Genomic DNA, 15,612 nt, shown 5'->3' with positions numbered 1-15,612 from the left:
CGGCGCGTGGCGGACGTCGGCGGGAGGACTCGGCGCCCGTCCGGTCGCGGCGGTTCCGCGGACCTGATCCACTGGGGTCATGGCGGACGGAGGACGGCGGCTGCGGGGTGGAGGCGGGGCGTCCACGGGTCTTCGGCGGTGAACGCGGGCGAAGGCGGGGCCGGGCGAGGGCATCGGGGGACGCGGGCGTGGCGGTTGTTCCCGGACACCGAGCGCTTCCGGCCCTTCCCGTGGCTGCTGGTCGTGCTGACCTTCGCGAGCGGGCTGGTCGACGCGGCGAGTTTCCTCGGTCTGGGCCATGTGTTCGTGGCCAACATGACGGGCAACGTGGTCTTCTGCGGACTCGCGCTGGCCGGCGCCGCCGGCCTCTCGACGGCGGGCTCGCTGACCGCGCTGTCCGCCTTCTTCTTCGGTGCGGCGGCGGCCGGGCGATGGCGTCGGGGAGCCGGTACGGTGCCGTTCCGTCCCCTGGTCGTCGTGCAGGCGGTCCTGCTGGCCGCCGCGCTCGTCGCGCACCAGGCCGGTGCGAGCCGGTACCCCGTGCTCGTCCTGATGGGCACCGCGATGGGGCTGCAGAACGCCGTCGCGCACCGGCTGGCGGTCCCCGACCTCACCACCACCGTGCTCACCCGCTCGCTCACGGGTCTGGCGGCCGACCACTGGGGCGCCCCGTCCCTGCGCCGGCTGCTCTCCGCGCTGACCCTGCTGCTCGGAGCCCTCACCGGCGGGCTGGTGCTCCTCCACGCGGGCCTCGGCTGGGCGCTGGCCCTGACCGTCGCGGCGCCGGCGACCGTGGCGGCGGCCCACTTCGCGTACGAGCGACGCGGCGGCGGTGCCGGGCCGGCGTGAGCGGCGCTGCGGCGCCCCCGGCCCAGCCGCCCGGCCCACCCGTCCGGCCGTCGTGGGCGGCCGGGTTCACCGGCTCCGCTCACCAGGTCCACGCCGGACAGGGCTCGATCCCCGACGACGGCCGGAGATCCGATTTCAGGGCGGCGCAGAGCCAGCCGTGGACGGCGCCCGGGGTGGGGCCGTCGTGCTCGGTGACCAGCTCGCCCGCGAGGTGCCAGTAGCGGCCGATCAGCGGGTCCGCGCCCGCGACCATCAGTCCGGCGAGCCGGCGTCGGAAGGCACGGGTGTCGCGTGTGCCGAGGGCGTCCGCGTAAGCGGCGACGAAGCGGTCCAGCGCCTCGCCGTGGGCGGGCGCCCGCCCGGCCCGCAGGTCCGGCCCCGCCAGGTCGTACGCCTCGCCGAGCCCCTCGTACAGCACACCGGGGCGGTGCTCCAGGCCCGCGAGGTGGACGACGGGCGGGGCCGCCGCGGCGACCAGGGCGTGCAGCCTGGCGAAGACCAGGACCTGTGCGGGCGTCGGATCGGCGGGGGGCTGCGGGACGGCCGCGTCGACGACCGTGGCGGCGAGGGCGGCCGGCAGGCGTACGGGCAGGGTGCGCCGCCAGAAACGCGCGAGCGCCGTCGTGTCGGGCGGCAGAGTGACACCACCGAGCAGCCTCAGCCGCTCGGCCCGCTGCTCCGGGGCGCAGTCGCGCAGCAGTCGCAGCGACGCCTCGCGCCAGCGCAGCGCGGTGAGTCGGCCGCTCACCTCGCTCAGCCGACGGGCGACGACGTCCTCCAGGGCGTCGTCCTCGTCGAGGATCCGGCCGACGTCCGACACGGGGAGGTCGAGCGTGCGCAGCGACCGGATCAACCGGAGCCGGTCCAAGGCCTGGGGTCCGTAACGGCGGTGGCCGCCGCCGCTGCGGCCTGCCTCGGGCAGCAGTCCGCGGTCGGAGTAGAAGCGGACGGTCTTGACGGTGACTCCCGCGCGCTCGGCGAGTTCGCCGATGCTCCACCGACCGGCGTCCTCGGTCACGGGCGGCCCCCTGGCGCGGACCTCGCCCCCGGACCGCCCGCGCGGCGGGGTACGCGGTCGACCAGGGTCCGCCGCGCCGCCCCGGCGCGCAGCGCCTCCCACGGTGGGGGACCCACGGTCCCCGCCGCCCCGGTGATCGCCACCGTTCCCGATCCCACGCCCCGGCCTCCTCCCGCGACGCTCCTCCGCATCGCCTCACTCTCGCATCATGATCACTCGTCGGACCGCGTCGGTCGCCGGCCGAGGTCCGGCGGCGGGACTGCGGGCGGCAGCCGGCGTGCCGCCGTCACTCGCTCAGCCCTACCACGACCCAGCCCCGCCGTGCCGCCTCGGTGAGGATCCGGCCCCAGTCGCCCAGGAGCCGCTCGAACGCGGGCAGATCGCCGATCCGGCCGTGGGGATCGGCGGCGTGCTCGTCGTGGGCCGGCCGGACGGCACGGAGCCCGCCGTCCGGGCCTTTCGTCAACTCTGCCCAGATCGCCGCCAGTTCGCGCACGCGGTCAGGCGATCGGGCGAGGAGCAGCCCGTACGTGCCCGGTCCGTCGCCGAAGACCTCGGGATCGACGTGCTCCGCCTCGCCGTCGGTCCCGTCCCAGAACAGGCCGCCCAGCAAGGTGTCCAGCGGCTCGCGCAGCCGTGGGTCGACGTGCTCGCGACAGTGCTCCCACCGGATCCCGGCCCAGAAGTGCGCCTTGAACGAGGCGCCGTGGGGGAACTCGTACACGTCGAACCGGTCGGCGTGGGGGCCGTCGGGGCGTTCCCAGCCGCTGTCGAGGGGCTCCCGGTCCGGGTCCCAGAGGCCCGTGGCGTCGTCGTACCACGCGTCCCGCAGGCGCTCCAGCCGTTCTCCCGGCGGCACTTCGTCCAGCCACGCCCGGTCGGCGATGAGCACCGTCATGTCCAGTCCCATGAGCACGAGCGTACGTTCCCCTCCCACGGCCCCCCGCGGCCCCTCCCCCGGCCCCCTCGCAACCCTCCCGCGGCCCGCCCCCGGCGACCCGCGCTCCTCCCGGCGCCCCCCCGGGCCCCGCGCCCCCACGGGACCTCCGCGGTACCCGCGAACCCGCCCGAGGTCCTCGCTTGAACCTCCCCCTGGGGGAGTTCCTACGGTGCCGCCGTACGAGATGAGGGCGTCGCGAGGCGAGGAGAGTACGCGATGGCGGTTTTCGTTCTGGTGTCAGGGCCGTTCACCGGCGGGTGGGTGTGGCAGGAGGTGGCGGCCCGGCTGCGGGAGGCCGGGTCCGAGGCGTACGGGGTGACGCTCTCCGGGATGGGCGAGGGGGGCGGGGTGTCCACGGCGGCGAGCTCCGGCCCGGCCGCGGACGTGGACCTGGAGACGCACATCGAGGACGTGGTGGGGGTGATCGACGGCATCGCGCCCGGGGAGGAGGTCGTGCTTGTCGGGCACGACTACGGGATCCATCCGGCGCTCGGGGCCGCCGACCGCAGGCCGGAGCGGTGTGCGCGGGTGGTGTACCTCGACGCGGGGATGCCGGCGGACGGCGACGCGGCCCTCGCGCTCGTGCCGGACCCGTCCGTCGCCGAACGAGCCGGAGCGGAGGGGGCCGGCGGGTCCGTGCCGGCGCCGGTGGGCGAGGAGTGGGGGCGCTGGGGCAGTACGGCGGGCCTGTCCGCCGAGGACCTGGCGCGGCTCGACCGGCTGGCCTCGCCGCAACCGCTGCGCACCCTCACCCAGCCGCTGCGCCTGGCCGGAAGCCCCTTCGACCGGCCGACGACGGGCGTGCTGTGCACGGCGGACGGTGCGGGGATCTCGATGGTCGAGATGCTGGTCGTGTCGGGTCCGCCGCAGTTCCGGGTGCTCGCCGATCCGCGGGTGGGCTTCTTCGAGCTCGACACCGGCCACTGGCCGATGCTCTCCGCTCCCGGCCCGCTGGCCGAGATCCTGCTGCTGGCCGCCGCCGACCAGGGGCAGCGGCTGACCGTCCCGGAGTGCGCGCCGCCCGCCGACACGGGAACGTTCCTCCTCGACGTGCCGGCACGCCCTCGCGAGCGCCGGGGGGCGGTGGACCTGTACCTCCCGGAGGCCGAAGGACCCCGCCCGGCCGTGCTGTTCGTGCACGGGGGGCCGGTCTCGCCGGACCAGCGGCCCACGCCGCGCGACTGGCCGACCTTTTCGGGGTACGGCGGTCACGTGGCGGGCCTGGGAGCGGTCGGCGCGACCCTGGACCACCGCCTGTACGGGCCCGACGCCTACCCGACGGCGGCCGAGGACGTCGCCGCGGCGGTCGAGCTGGTCCGGGCGGACCCCCGGGTGGACGGTGACCGGATCGCCCTGTGGTTCCTGTCCGCCGGCGGCCTGCTCGCGGCGGACTGGCTGGCGACGCCCCCGCCGTGGCTGCGGTGCGTGGCCCTGAACTACCCCATGCTGGCACCGCCGCCGAGCTGGGGTGCCGTGCCCGGCCGGTTCCGACCGGTGGACGCGGTGGGGGCGTCGAGCCCGCCGGTCGTCCTCACCCGGGCGGGTCTGGAGCACCCGGTCCTGCAGAGGACGGTCGACGATTTCCTCATGGCCGCCGAGAAGACGGGTGCGGAGGTCGACCTCGTCGACGTTCCCCACGCCCGCCACGGTTTCGAGACGCTGGACCACACCGAGGAGACCCGGGAGGCGGTGGACCGGGCCGTCCGTGCCGTGCTGGCGCGCCTGCGGGGCTGAGCGCCCGGCGGCCCGCCGCCGTCCCCCCGCGTCCCCCCGCTCCGTGCCCTCGCACCTCCGCGAGGGTGCGGAGCCGGGTCGGCGTGCGCTCGCGCGGGAGCGGGGCGTGGCGAAGGGGCGGCTCCAGTAGACCTCGGGCTCCGGAGCCGCCCCGTCGCGGGACGCGTCACGTCCTCCGGGGCGTCATGCCCGACGGAGTGTCATGTACGACGGAGTGTCATGTCCCTTTTGGTGCCGTTCAGTTCACGAACACCACCGGGCTGCCGGCCTGGCTGGTGTCGAGGACCGGACCGTACTTCGCGGAGAAGTAGCCACTGCCCGGACAGGTGCCCGGGCCGCTGTACTTGCTGAACAGCTGGTCGGTGAAGGTGAGCGAGTTGTCGGCGTTGCTCGGCGTCGCCGTGAGGCTGCCGGCCCGGTAGACACAGGTCGTGACGCCCAGGATCGTGTTGATCTTGAGGGTCGTCTGGATCGGGCCCGCGACGCCCGCGGAGACGGTGAGCGAGCCGCCGGAGGTGACCGACGCGGCGAACGGCAGGTTGTTGACGGTGATGCTCTGGACACCGGTCGCGCCGACGATGTTGGTGGTGCAGCTGCTGAGCGTGTGGGCCGTGACCGTCTCGGTGGCGGTGCCGGGCGCGGCGGGGTTGGTGTTCGCGGTGGCGGTGAAGGCGGAGGTGTTGCAGGTGATGCCGGTGCTGCCGCCCGCGGTGGTGGAGATCTTCGCCTTGGTCCCGGAGGCGAGCGAGGCCGAGAGGACGTCACCGGGGGCGACGGCGGCGCCGCCCGCGCTTCCGGTGGTCAGGACCTCGCCTGCGGAGGCGGTCGCGGAGGCGGAGGCGGTCACCGCGAGCACCGCGGCGACGGCGGCGCCTAAGGCCGCGGAGAGAGCACGCTTGTCCATGGGGGTTCCTTTCGCACGACGGCGGAGGGTGGGAGAACTCGATGGTCGGCGTGGGTGCGCGGGCACGCGGACGCGTGCCCGTGGGGGCTCGTCGGAGGGGTGCGCGCCGCGCGGGGGATCACGCCACGGCCCCGTGCCGGGGAGCACCGCGCGCGGGGGACGGGCACGGGCACTCGGATGCGGGGTGACGTGTGCGTGGTGACGCGGCTGCGAGGTCGGCGACGGCCACCGCCGGAACGATCCGGCGCCACGGATCTCCTGCGGCGGTGTCGCGATACGGGGTGGAGCGTAATACTCGGTGTGCTGCGCGGTGTGCGGTGGAGGTGCGTCCCGTCCCACGGGGATGCGGCCCCACCGGTCCGCCCGGTGCACCGAGAGGAAAACCCATCAGGGTTGTAATCCTGGCGAGTATGTGACGTCAACAACCGCAGAAGGATGTGGCCGATGACGAGCGTTCGGGACGCCGAGGAGGAACTCGTCCTGCCGGGAGCCCGCACGGGCCGCGAGCCCGAGCGCTCGCTGCGCCCGGGGCCGCGCCGGCTCACCCCCGAGGAGGTGGCCTCCCGGCAGCGGGAGCGGCTGCTCGACGGGGTGGCCCGCACGGTCGCGGCCAACGGGTACACGGGCGCGCGGATCAGCGACATCTGCCGGGCCGCCGGAGTGACCCGCCCGGTCTTCTACGAGCTGTTCTCCGGCAAGGAGGACGCGGTGCTCGCCGCGTTCCGCGGCGGCACGCAGACGGTCGTGCGGGCCATGCAGCGGTCGTACGACGGGGCGGGCGGCGCGGGCGCCTGGCCGGTCGCCGTGCGGGCCGGGCTGCGGGTGCTGCTCGATCTGCTCGCGCAGAACCCGGCGTTCGCCACGATGGCGGTGGAGATCGGCTCGGTGGGGCCCGCGGGCCGTCAGGCGCGGGTCGAACTTCTGGCCGGTTTTCACCGGTTCTTCGCGGACGCTCCCCCGGGCCCGCCGGGAGTCGCGCGGGCGGAGCTCGTGGACACCGTGGTCGGAGCCGTCCACGCGGCGGTGATCCGGGCGGTGGACGAGGGCCGTTTTGACGATGCCGGCCGGGGCCTGCCCGAACTCCTGGACGTGCTCGTGCACGTGGTCGTGGCACCCTTCACCGCATCCGGGTGACCGGTCCGGCCATCCGGGAACTGTGCCTGAATGATCGTCAACAAGCATTTGTTACTGGGTAGTTGACGAGCCGCCATACCGCGCGTACGGTCCGTTTCGGTTCCCTGCGGCACGACTGCCTCCGCACGAGTCCGGGAAGACCCAGGCGGGTTGGGGAACTGTCCGCGCCAGGACGTCGCCGCGCTCCGATTCCTTCTTCACGTCAGGAGCACCGCATGGCTCTGTCCTCAGGCACCCCCGAGCCCGACTCCCCCCGCCCGCCGGGCGATTCCGACAGACGCGGCGGGGTGCGCTACCGACGCGCCGCCCTCATGGGCGTGCCGGCCTTCCTCGCCGCATCGACGCTGGTGGTCCTCACCGCCCAGGGCGCGCTCGCCGCCCAGTTCGCCATCTCCGGCATGCCGTTCACGGTGACCGCGGACACCCTGGAGGGCACGGGCTTCGGACAGTTCGGCGCACTGGACAACATGGCCGAGGGCAGCCCCAACGCGGGCGACACCGGCGGCCAGGTGCTGGTCATCGTGACCGCGATCCGCGAGGCGAAGCTCACCAACCTGTGCCAGAGCGTCGAGCTGGGCGGCACGAACCTGGTCATCACCGCGGGCAACAAGGGCACCCCGGTGAAGGCCTCGGGGCTCACCACCGACTCCACGGAAATGGCGGCGAAACTCGCCGAGTTCGACAACATCGAGATCGGTGGGGACGCCAGCACCTTCGAGAAGCCCCCGATCAAGGGCCCGTTGGGCTCCTTCGGCCAGCAGGCCGACACCGTCGACATCAAGAACGTGCGGCAGAACAACTACGCGACGACCGCCACCCGGTTCACCCTGCCCGATCTGCACATGGGCTTCAGCTCGAAGGGCTGCTGATGGCGGAAGCGTCCGGCCGCCGGCACCCCTGGCGCGCGTTCCGGCGCTGGCGGCACCGGCGTCCGTTCGGGGCGGGGCTGGCCCTGGCGCTCGGCGGCGCGGAGATCCTGATGACCCAGCGGGCCAGCGTCTCGGTGATCCTCACGGCCGGCGCCGACAGCCTGGCGGGCTACGTGCTGCCGATGATCATGGTGGTGTGCGGGCTGCTCATCGTGCTCAACCCCCGCCAGCGCCTGTTCTACTCGGTGATCGGCGTGCTCGCCTCGCTCGCGAGCTGGGTGACGTCGAACCTGGGCGGCTTCTTCGTCGGCATGCTGCTCGGCCTGGTCGGCAGCTCGCTGGCCTTCGGCTGGCTGCCCGACCGCCCCCGGCGCCGCCGTCGGCCGCGCCGGGAACGCCGGACCGCCCGCCCGGCGTGATCGGTGCCGGGCGCCGCGAGCCCGGCGTGATCGGCGAGACCGGCGGAGGACACCCTAGGCGTCGTGATCGACGGTGACGACGATCTTGCCCACCTGGGCGCCGGCCTCCAGGTAGCGGTGCGCCTCGGCGATCTGCTCCAGCGGGAAGGTGCGGTCGACGACCGGCCGAAAGGCCCCTGACCGCAGCCCGGAGGAGACGAACGCCGCGGCGCGCCGCAGCCGCTCGGGGTCGCGGGTGGTCTCGAAGAGCGTGTACGTGCGCATGTTCAGGGCCGGCATGCCGAGGTCGAAGCCCGGGTACGGGGTCGGCTCGCCGCTCAGCGCGCCGTACACGAACAGGGTGCCGCCGGGCGCGACGACCCGCCCGAGGTCGAGCACGCCGGGCCCGGCGACGGCGTCGAAGACGAACTCGGCGCCGCGCCCGCCGGTCGCCGCGCGCACCCGCTCGACCAGGTCCTTCTCCTCGTCGACGATCACCTCGGCCGCGCCGGCGGCCAGCAGGGCGGCCTTCTTGGCGGTCGTGCGGGTGGTGGCGATCGGGACGGCGCCGAGCCGCCGGGCGATCTGGATCGCGGCGAGTCCGACGCTGCTGGACGCGGCGGTGATGACGACCGTGTCGCCCGCGCTCATGCCGCCGACCTGACCGAGCGCCCCGTAGGCGGTGAGGTACGGCATCCAGACCGCGGCGCCGTCGACCGCGCCGAGCCCCTCCGGGCGGTGCAGCACGGCGGAGGCGGGCACGATCGCGCGCTCGGCGTAGACCCCGTACGCGTTCATGGAGAACGCGGGCACCACGCTGACCGGGTCGCCGGGCGCGAAGCCGGTGACCCCGGCGCCGACCGCCTCCACCGCGCCGGCGGCCTCGGCGCCGAGGCGGGCGGGGAACTCCTCGACGTCCTCGATGTAGACGCCGCCGCGGAAGAGCACCTCGGCGCGGTTGAGGCCGATGGCGTCGATCCGTACGCGCAGCTCGCCGAACCCGGGTCCGCCCACCGCCTCGTCCTCGATCCGCAGCACCTCGGGGCCGCCGTACGCGTGGAACCTGACCGTCCTGGTGGTCGCCGCCATGTCTCCCCCTCCGATCGTCAAAGTACGACGATCATCGTACTTCACGGGGCGTCATGCCGGGAGCTGACCGCGGGCCCGCGCCGAACCTCGTCGGCATACCCACTTTTTTGTGGGTACTTGTCGCCGCGCACGCCCCGGGAGAGCCTGGTGGTGCCCGAGGGAAAGGAGAGTGACGAGGTACCAGGGGCCTCAGGAGGCGGCCTGCTCCGCGGTGAGCCGGTCGAGCCGACGGTGGCCCCACGCCGAGAGCGCGGCCAGCGCCACGGAGAGCTCGCGGCCGTCGTCGGTCAGCGAGTAGACCGTCTTCGGCGGCACCACGTCGTGCACCTCGCGGTGCACGAGTCCGTCGGCCGCCATCTCCCGCAGTGCCTGGGTCAGCACCTTCTCGCTGATCTCCGGGACCTTCCGGCGCAGTTCGCCGGGCCGGTGCGGGCCGGATTCCAGCAGCCACAGCAGCAGGGTCTTCCATTTGCCGTCGATCACGGCGACGGCGGCGGTCACGCCGCACACGTCCGTGTCCCGGGCCCGCATGCGCCCCATCGTCCCCGTCCTTCTCTTTCCTCGGCTCGTCGTTGCCGTTCCTGCCTCAGTTTCCTCCGTTACAAGGGAGTTCCCCCATGTCTTCTTCCCCGCAGGCCACGTCGGACCAGGCCGTCACCGTGATCGGGCTCGGCCCCATGGGGCGTGCGCTGGCCGGCGCGTTCGTGGCCGCCGGGGTGCGCACCACCGTGTGGAACCGCACTCCGGGCCGAGACCGCGAGCTCGTCGCCCAGGGCGCGGTCGGCGCCGCGAGCGCTGCCGAGGCGGTGGCCGCGAGCCCGCTGACCATCGTGTGCCTGGTCAACTACGACGCCTCGGACGCCGTGTTGCGCCAGGACGCGGTCACCACCGCGCTCAAGGGGCGCACCCTGGTGAACCTGACGGCCGACACCCCCGGCCGGGCCCGGGACACCGGCCGGTGGGCCGACGCGCACGGGATCCGTTATCTCGACGGCGCCATCATGACGCCGACCCCGACCATCGGCACGCCGCACGCGGTCTTCATCCACAGCGGCCCCGAGGAGCTCTACCGCGCTCACCGGCCGGTGCTCGACGTGCTGGGCGGCACCCACACCCACCTCGGCGAGGACATCGGCCGCGCGGCGGCGTACGACATCGCGCTGCTCGACATCTTCTGGACGTCCATGGCGGGCTACGTGCACGCGCTCGCCGTGGCGGGCGCGGAGGGCGTCTCGCCGCGCGAGCTGGCCCCGTTCGCGCAGGGCATCGGCGCGATCCTGCCGCCGCTGTTCCAGGAATGGGCGGAGGACGTGGAAAGCGGCGGCTACTCGGGCGAGGGCAATCCGCTGACCTCCGCGGTGTCGTCGATGAGCCACATCGCGCACGCCTCCGAGGCGCACGGCATCGACGCGGGCGTGATGCGCGCCGCCGAGGGCCTGGCCCGCCGGACGGTGGGGCTCGGCCACGGCGCGGACGGCTTCTCCCGGATCGCGGAGGTCCTCGGCCGGCGCTGATCCCCTCGGCGCGGGCCGACCCGCGCCCGGCCCGCGCCGAGTTCCACGTGCCACGCGCCACGCGCCGGGCTCTCAGAGCCTGCGCAGGGCGCCCTCCGCCCGGAGGTCCGCGAGGGTCGGGTAGCCGTCCACGGCCATGATCAGGTCGGTCTCCGCGAGCAGCGAGCGCAGCACGTGGACGATGCCGTCGGCGCCGTCGAGGGCGAGGCCGTACGCGTACGGGCGGCCGACGCCGACGGCGGTGGCGCCGAGGGCGAGCGCCTTGACGACGTCGGCGCCGGTGCGGACGCCCGAGTCGAAGAGCACGGGCAGCCCGTCGGCGGCCTCGACCACGTCCGGCAGGGCGTCCAGGGCCGGGAGGCCGCCGTTGGCCTGCCGGCCACCGTGGTTGGAGCAGTAGACGCCGTCGACCCCGCCGTCCCTGGCGCGGCGGACGTCCTCGGGGTGGCAGAGGCCCTTGAGGACGATCGGCAGCTGGGTGAGCGAGCGCAGCCAGGGCAGGTCGTCCCAGGTCAGCGGATTGCCGAAGATGCCGGTCCATTCCAGGACGGCGGCCTGCGGGTCCTCCTCCGGGGCCTTGGCGAGGCGGGCCCGGAAGACCGGGTCCGAGGTGTAGTTGGCGAGGCAGTGGCCGCGCAGCTGGGGGAAGTTGGCGGTGGCGAGGTCGCGGGGGCGCCAGCCGGTGACCCAAGTGTCGAGGGTGACCACGATGCCGCGGAAGCCGGCCGCCTCGGCGCGCCGCACGAGGCTCTCGGCGAGGTCGCGATCGGTCGGCGTGTAGAGCTGGAACAGGCCGGGGGTGTCGCCGAACTCGGCGGCCACCTGCTCCATCGGGTCCACGGTCAGGGTGGACGCGATCATCGGCACGCCCGTGCGGGCCGCGGCGCGGGCGGTGGCGAGGTCGCCGTGTCCGTCCTGGGCGCACAGGCCGATGACGCCGACGGGCGCCATGAACAGGGGGCTGGGCAGCCGCATCCCGAACAGGTCGACGGAGAGGTCGCGCCGGGCGGCGCCGACCATCATGCGGGGCACCAGGCCCCAGCGGTGGAAGGCCTCGGCGTTGGCGCGCTGGGTGTGTTCGTCGCCCGCGCCGCCGGCGACGTAGGACCAGAGGGAGGGCGGGAGCGCGGCCTCGGCCCGCTGTTCGAGCCCGGCGAAGGACATCGGCAGCTCGGGCGGGGTGCCGAAGAGCCCGTTGAGATAGATCTCGTTCTGGTAGTCGCCGAACCGCTGGTCCATCGCGTGCCTCACCCTTCCGCCGAGCTACGGTTGCGCACGGACGCTACCGCTCGGTAGGACGTGAGGCCATGGCCCGGGACGGCGGGCCGTGACGGACCGGGATCACGCGGGGGCGAGCGTGAGCTCCTGGCGGACGACGATCGCGTTGAGGCGGATCGCGAACGGGGCTATGTCGGTCATGTGCAGCGCGCCGACGCGGGCCTTGTCGAGGCCGACGGTGACGTCGATGCAGAAGGCGACGGCGTACAGGTAGGCGCCGGTCTCCTCGTCCTGGAGGGCGAAGAACAGGTCCCGGTAGTAGCGGGTGCGGTCAGCGCCCACCTCGTAGTACGAGAGCCCGGGCAGGCCCTCCTGGTTGGCGAGGCCGGTGAAGGCGCTCACCAGTTCGCGCTCGATGGTCTCCCAGAACGAGGCCTCCGCCGCCTCGGGCGGCAGGGCCTGGCGCACCGCCTCCTTGAGGGAGAGCACCATGACCAGGACCGGGGCCTCCTCCTGCAGCCCCCAGCCGCGGACCATCTTCACGATGGCGCTGCCGGGGAGCGCGGCGGCGGCGTCGCGGATGTGGTCGAAGTCGTAGTTGACGGTGGCCGGTGCGATGGCCTGCTGGAAGGCGTGGCCGAGGGCCTCCGCCTGGGCGAGGTGGGCGGGGCCCACCTCGATGACCGTCTTGAAACTGGCGGCCAAGACTCCTCCTTAAACATTCTGTTGATCAAGGAGGGGTCAGTATGCCGCAGGGACGCGCGGGCGCACGAGGAGGGTCCGTCAGTCGGAGTCAGGAGGCCCCGGCAGGGGGGCCGAGGGCTGCCCGGTCGCCGCCCGAGGGGGGCCGGACACGACAGTCCCCGGCAGTCCTCGTCCGGTTCCCGGATCGTCGGTCGTCGCCGACGACTCCGTTCACCGCCAGGATCTGCCGGGGGCCTGGCCAGAGCCAAGATCGGGTCACGCGGGCCTTCGGACGTCTCCGTCGGCGGGTGCGGCTCTCTCCGGTTGTCCGGTGTATTGACGAGTCTCCTCCCTATTCACCGCATGTCAATAGGTTCATTGCAGTAAAAGCGAATTGCCGAGAAAGGTGCGGATTCCGGGCGTAGCCTGAAGAAACCATGTGCGCCTCCGTACTCCCTCACGGGCCGGGCGCCACCGCCTGGTCCCCCGAGACGGTGACCGCCGACCCGTACAACGCCCAGACGCCGTCGGCCGCCCTGGCCGCACCGGTCACCCCCGCCGGCGCCCTCTTCGTGCGCGACCACTTCGCCGTCCCGCACACCCCGCCGGGCGCGTGGCGGCTGCGCGTCGAGGGCGCCGTGCGCAACCCGTACACCCTCGACCGCGCCGAGCTGGCCGCCCTCCCGCACCGGGAGCTCGACGTCGTGCTCGAATGCGCGGGGAACGGGCGCGCCCGGATGAGTCCCCGGCCGCGCGGTCTGCCCTGGGGGCAGCGGGCGGTCGGCTGCGTCCGGGTCGCCGGCGTGCCGTTCCGGCTGCTCGCCGAGAGGGCGGGGGTCGCACCGGCGGCGGTCGAATTCGTCTTCACCGGCGCCGACTCCGGGACCGTACGCGGCCGGCGGACCTCCTTCGAACGGAGCCTGCCGCTCGCCGTCGCCGTCCACCCGGACACCCTGCTCGTCACGCGGCTCGACGGCGCGCCCCTCACGCCCGAACACGGCGCGCCCGTCCGGCTCGTGGTGCCCGGGCGCTTCGCGGTGACCGACGTGAAGTGGCTGGCCGGGGTACGGGCGGTCACCGAGCCCTTCGCGGGGGTGTTCCAGACCCAGGAGTACGTCTTCGTCGACGCCGACGGCACCGCGGGCGGGCCCGTGACCGGGCTGCGGGTCAAGTCGTTGGTGACCGCGCCCGAGCAGGACGACGACCTGCGGCGCGGCCGGGAGACCGTGGTGCGGGGGCACGCCTGGACGGGCGACGGGGTGGCGGTGCGCCGGGTCGAGGTGCGGACCGTGCACGAGGACGAGCCGGACGCGGAGGCGGACCCCTGGCGGGACGCGGTCCTTGCGGAGCCCTCCGGGCCGTACGCCTGGACGGACTGGTCCTTCGCCTGGACCCCGCACTCCCCCGGCCGCTACCGGATCCTCGCCCGGGCGACCGACGCGCGCGGCGAGGTCCAGCCGCCGCGGGCACCGTGGAACGCCGGCGGTTACGGCTGCAATCCGGTCGCCTCCGTCGAGGTGGTCGTCGTCTGAGCCGCACGGTACGCGCGGTGCGGGAGGTGCGGAGGTGCGGGACGTGCACGAGATCGAGGTCATGACCACCGCCTCGCTCGGCGACACCAGCTATCTCCTCGTCAGCGGCGACGAGGCGGCGCTCGTCGACCCGCAGCGGGACAGCTGGGCGGTGATGGAGCGGTGCGCCGAGCGCGGGGTGCGCATCCGCTACGCCCTGGAGACGCACGTCCACAACGACTACGTCTCCGGCGCCCTGGAAGTGCGGGCCGCGACCGGCGCCACCGTGGCCGGTCCCGCCCGCGCGCCGTACGCCTTCGACCACCTGCCGCTCGCCGAGGACGACGAGGTCACCGTCGGCGACGTCACCGTGCGGGCCATCGAGACCCCCGGGCACACCGCCGAGCACACCGCGTACCTCGTCCTGGACGAGCCCGACGGCCCGCCGGCCGCCGTCTTCACCGGCGGCAGTCTCCTCGTCGGCGGCGCGGGCCGTACCGACCTGTCCGGCGCCGCGCACACCGAGGAACTGGCCCGCGCCCAGTACCGCTCGCTGCACCGGCTCACGCGCCTGCCCGACGCCACCCGCGTCCTGCCGACGCACGGCGCGGGCAGCTCCTGCTCGGCCGGTCCGGTCGCACGGGGGCGCAGCCGGACGACGACGGTCGGCGCCGAACGGCGCGACAACCCGGCACTGGCGCCGCGCGACGAGGCCCAGTACATCGCGGCGCGTGCCACGGACCTGCCGCCGTATCCCGCGTACTACCGCCACATGGCCCCCCTCAACCGCTCCGGGCCCGCGGTCCTCGGCGGCGTGCCCACGGCCAGGCCGCTGTCGCCCTCGATGGTCGCGGGGCTCGCCGGCGAGGGCGCGCAGATCGTCGACGGGCGCGGACGCGGGACCTTCGCCGCCGGGCACGTGCCGGGGGCGCTCTGCGAGGAGCTCGACGACCGGTTCGCGAGCCTGGTCGCCGAGGTCGTCCCGTTCGGTACCCGGCTCGTCCTCGTCCTGCCGGAGCCGGAGGACGAGGCCGCCGAGGCGGCCCTGGTCCAGCTGCTGCGGATCGGCTACGAGAACGTCGCCGGCGTCCTCGCGGGCGGCACGGACGCATGGGCGGCCGCCGGCCGGCCCCTCCGCTCCTTCCGCACGGCGGACGTGACCGAACTGGGCGCCCGCCTGGGCGAGGTCCGCGCCCTCGACGTCCGCCCGGAGCGCCCCGAGGGCGGCGTCCCCGGCACCCTGGCCGTCCCCCTCGCCGACCTGCCCGCGCGCGTCGGCGGGCTTCCCCGCGACCGCGAGATCTGGACCTTCTGCGGCAGCGGCCGCCGCGCCACGGTCGCCGCGAGCCTGCTGGACCGCGCGGGCATACCGGTCCGCGCGGTGACCCGGGGCGGCGCGGCCGACCTGCCGACCACCTGACACCCCCACCCCGGGGGCCCCAGTCCGCGTGCCCCGGCCCACCCGGTGCGCGCCTCCCCCGTACAGGCAGCCGTCACCGTGGGCGGCACCCACAGGTGCCCGCACCGCGCGCGCCCACTGCCCACGAGGGGCGGGGCGGCGTCCTGCGGCGCACACGGGGCACCGCACGCGGGGCACCGCTCGCGGCGACGGCCCCGGGGCCGTCCGGGGCGACGACGGGCAGGTCAGCCGATCGGATGATCCGAGACGGGCGCGGACGGACGGAGCATGGGTGCGGGGGCGGGCCGTCCGCCCGGTCCGCCCCCGCGTCCGTCCACCCGTGCGTCCCCC

At 74.6% G+C, this 15,612-nt stretch carries 15 protein-coding genes; 8 read left to right on the top strand and 7 right to left on the bottom strand.

The window, feature by feature from the left end; translation table 11 throughout:
* Positions 1–195: 195 nt before the first annotated feature.
* On the top strand, positions 196–849 hold the full coding sequence (locus tag AB0M16_RS05865; protein ID WP_365339168.1) for a YoaK family protein: 654 nt from the start codon (positions 196–198) through the stop codon (positions 847–849).
* Positions 850–928: 79 nt separating this feature from the next.
* Here AB0M16_RS05865 and AB0M16_RS05860 read toward each other — a convergent pair whose 3' ends face one another.
* Together AB0M16_RS05860 and AB0M16_RS05855 are read right to left on the bottom strand one after the other, a co-directional pair.
* The gene (locus AB0M16_RS05860; protein WP_365339166.1) at positions 929–1,867 is read right to left on the bottom strand and encodes a MerR family transcriptional regulator; all 939 of its coding nucleotides are present in this window, start codon (positions 1,865–1,867) and stop codon (positions 929–931) included.
* A gap of 286 nt (positions 1,868–2,153) precedes the next feature.
* The gene (locus AB0M16_RS05855; RefSeq protein WP_365339164.1) at positions 2,154–2,777 is read right to left on the bottom strand and encodes a hypothetical protein; all 624 of its coding nucleotides are present in this window, start codon (positions 2,775–2,777) and stop codon (positions 2,154–2,156) included.
* A gap of 246 nt (positions 2,778–3,023) precedes the next feature.
* Here AB0M16_RS05855 and AB0M16_RS05850 point away from each other — a divergent pair, with 246 nt between their 5' ends.
* Positions 3,024–4,541, top strand: a complete 1,518-nt coding sequence (locus tag AB0M16_RS05850) for a dienelactone hydrolase family protein (protein WP_365339162.1) — start codon at positions 3,024–3,026, stop codon at positions 4,539–4,541.
* Between the two features lie 238 nt (positions 4,542–4,779).
* On the opposite strand, the gene AB0M16_RS05845 is transcribed toward AB0M16_RS05850, so the two are convergent.
* Complete coding sequence (locus tag AB0M16_RS05845) at positions 4,780–5,445, bottom strand: Tat pathway signal sequence domain protein (RefSeq protein ID WP_365339160.1); 666 nt, start codon at positions 5,443–5,445, stop codon at positions 4,780–4,782.
* Positions 5,446–5,889: 444 nt separating this feature from the next.
* On the opposite strand from AB0M16_RS05845, the gene AB0M16_RS05840 reads away from it, so the two are divergent.
* The 3 genes from AB0M16_RS05840 to AB0M16_RS05830 all read left to right on the top strand — a co-directional run bounded on the left by AB0M16_RS05840 (position 5,890) and on the right by AB0M16_RS05830 (position 7,867).
* On the top strand, positions 5,890–6,579 hold the full coding sequence (locus tag AB0M16_RS05840) for a TetR/AcrR family transcriptional regulator (protein WP_365339158.1): 690 nt from the start codon (positions 5,890–5,892) through the stop codon (positions 6,577–6,579).
* A 215-nt stretch (positions 6,580–6,794) separates the two neighbouring features.
* Positions 6,795–7,448: a DUF6230 family protein gene (locus tag AB0M16_RS05835; RefSeq protein WP_365339156.1), complete on the top strand. Its 654-nt coding sequence runs from the start codon at positions 6,795–6,797 to the stop codon at positions 7,446–7,448.
* Positions 7,448–7,867 (top strand): DUF6114 domain-containing protein, encoded by a 420-nt coding sequence (locus tag AB0M16_RS05830; RefSeq protein ID WP_365339154.1) that lies wholly within the window; start codon positions 7,448–7,450, stop codon positions 7,865–7,867. Before AB0M16_RS05835 ends, AB0M16_RS05830 begins: the two co-directional genes overlap by 1 nt.
* Before the next feature lie 54 nt (positions 7,868–7,921).
* Here the strand turns inward: AB0M16_RS05830 and AB0M16_RS05825 are convergent, their stop codons facing one another.
* Together AB0M16_RS05825 and AB0M16_RS05820 are read right to left on the bottom strand one after the other, a co-directional pair.
* Positions 7,922–8,935 (bottom strand): zinc-dependent alcohol dehydrogenase family protein, encoded by a 1,014-nt coding sequence (locus AB0M16_RS05825; RefSeq protein ID WP_365339152.1) that lies wholly within the window; start codon positions 8,933–8,935, stop codon positions 7,922–7,924.
* Between the two features lie 189 nt (positions 8,936–9,124).
* Positions 9,125–9,475: a helix-turn-helix domain-containing protein gene (locus AB0M16_RS05820; RefSeq protein ID WP_365339150.1), complete on the bottom strand. Its 351-nt coding sequence runs from the start codon at positions 9,473–9,475 to the stop codon at positions 9,125–9,127.
* Between the two features lie 77 nt (positions 9,476–9,552).
* On the opposite strand from AB0M16_RS05820, the gene AB0M16_RS05815 reads away from it, so the two are divergent.
* Positions 9,553–10,449 (top strand): NAD(P)-binding domain-containing protein, encoded by an 897-nt coding sequence (locus tag AB0M16_RS05815; protein ID WP_365339148.1) that lies wholly within the window; start codon positions 9,553–9,555, stop codon positions 10,447–10,449.
* 72 nt (positions 10,450–10,521) lie between these two features.
* Here AB0M16_RS05815 and AB0M16_RS05810 read toward each other — a convergent pair whose 3' ends face one another.
* Both AB0M16_RS05810 and AB0M16_RS05805 read right to left on the bottom strand, forming a co-directional pair.
* Complete coding sequence (locus AB0M16_RS05810) at positions 10,522–11,688, bottom strand: lactate 2-monooxygenase (RefSeq protein WP_365339146.1); 1,167 nt, start codon at positions 11,686–11,688, stop codon at positions 10,522–10,524.
* A gap of 102 nt (positions 11,689–11,790) precedes the next feature.
* Entirely contained in the window at positions 11,791–12,372 is a 582-nt protein-coding gene (locus tag AB0M16_RS05805) for a Type-2Aa cytolytic delta-endotoxin (protein WP_365339144.1), read from the bottom strand.
* A gap of 416 nt (positions 12,373–12,788) precedes the next feature.
* On the opposite strand from AB0M16_RS05805, the gene AB0M16_RS05800 reads away from it, so the two are divergent.
* Entirely contained in the window at positions 12,789–13,883 is a 1,095-nt protein-coding gene (locus tag AB0M16_RS05800; RefSeq protein WP_365339142.1) for a molybdopterin-dependent oxidoreductase, read from the top strand.
* A gap of 43 nt (positions 13,884–13,926) precedes the next feature.
* A complete protein-coding gene (locus AB0M16_RS05795; RefSeq protein WP_365339140.1) occupies positions 13,927–15,282 on the top strand; it encodes a rhodanese-like domain-containing protein in 1,356 nt (451 codons plus the stop codon).
* Positions 15,283–15,612: the final 330 nt, after the last annotated feature.

The organism is Streptomyces sp. NPDC051921 (assembly GCF_040680975.1).
Lineage (GTDB): Bacteria > Actinomycetota > Actinomycetes > Streptomycetales > Streptomycetaceae > Streptomyces.
This window is presented reverse-complemented; position numbering and strand designations above follow the sequence as displayed.

Bases quoted from the DNA above. Each gene is read 5' to 3' on its own strand.
- AB0M16_RS05855 (WP_365339164.1), bottom strand. From the start codon at position 2,777: ATGGGACTGGACATGACGGTGCTCATCGCCGACCGGGCGTGGCTGGAC.
- AB0M16_RS05850 (WP_365339162.1), top strand. From the start codon at position 3,024: ATGGCGGTTTTCGTTCTGGTGTCAGGGCCGTTCACCGGCGGGTGGGTG.
- AB0M16_RS05845 (WP_365339160.1), bottom strand. From the start codon at position 5,445: ATGGACAAGCGTGCTCTCTCCGCGGCCTTAGGCGCCGCCGTCGCCGCG.
- AB0M16_RS05840 (WP_365339158.1), top strand. From the start codon at position 5,890: ATGACGAGCGTTCGGGACGCCGAGGAGGAACTCGTCCTGCCGGGAGCC.
- AB0M16_RS05835 (WP_365339156.1), top strand. From the start codon at position 6,795: ATGGCTCTGTCCTCAGGCACCCCCGAGCCCGACTCCCCCCGCCCGCCG.
- AB0M16_RS05830 (WP_365339154.1), top strand. From the start codon at position 7,448: ATGGCGGAAGCGTCCGGCCGCCGGCACCCCTGGCGCGCGTTCCGGCGC.
- AB0M16_RS05825 (WP_365339152.1), bottom strand. From the start codon at position 8,935: ATGGCGGCGACCACCAGGACGGTCAGGTTCCACGCGTACGGCGGCCCC.
- AB0M16_RS05820 (WP_365339150.1), bottom strand. From the start codon at position 9,475: ATGGGGCGCATGCGGGCCCGGGACACGGACGTGTGCGGCGTGACCGCC.
- AB0M16_RS05815 (WP_365339148.1), top strand. From the start codon at position 9,553: ATGTCTTCTTCCCCGCAGGCCACGTCGGACCAGGCCGTCACCGTGATC.
- AB0M16_RS05810 (WP_365339146.1), bottom strand. From the start codon at position 11,688: ATGGACCAGCGGTTCGGCGACTACCAGAACGAGATCTATCTCAACGGG.
- AB0M16_RS05800 (WP_365339142.1), top strand. From the start codon at position 12,789: ATGTGCGCCTCCGTACTCCCTCACGGGCCGGGCGCCACCGCCTGGTCC.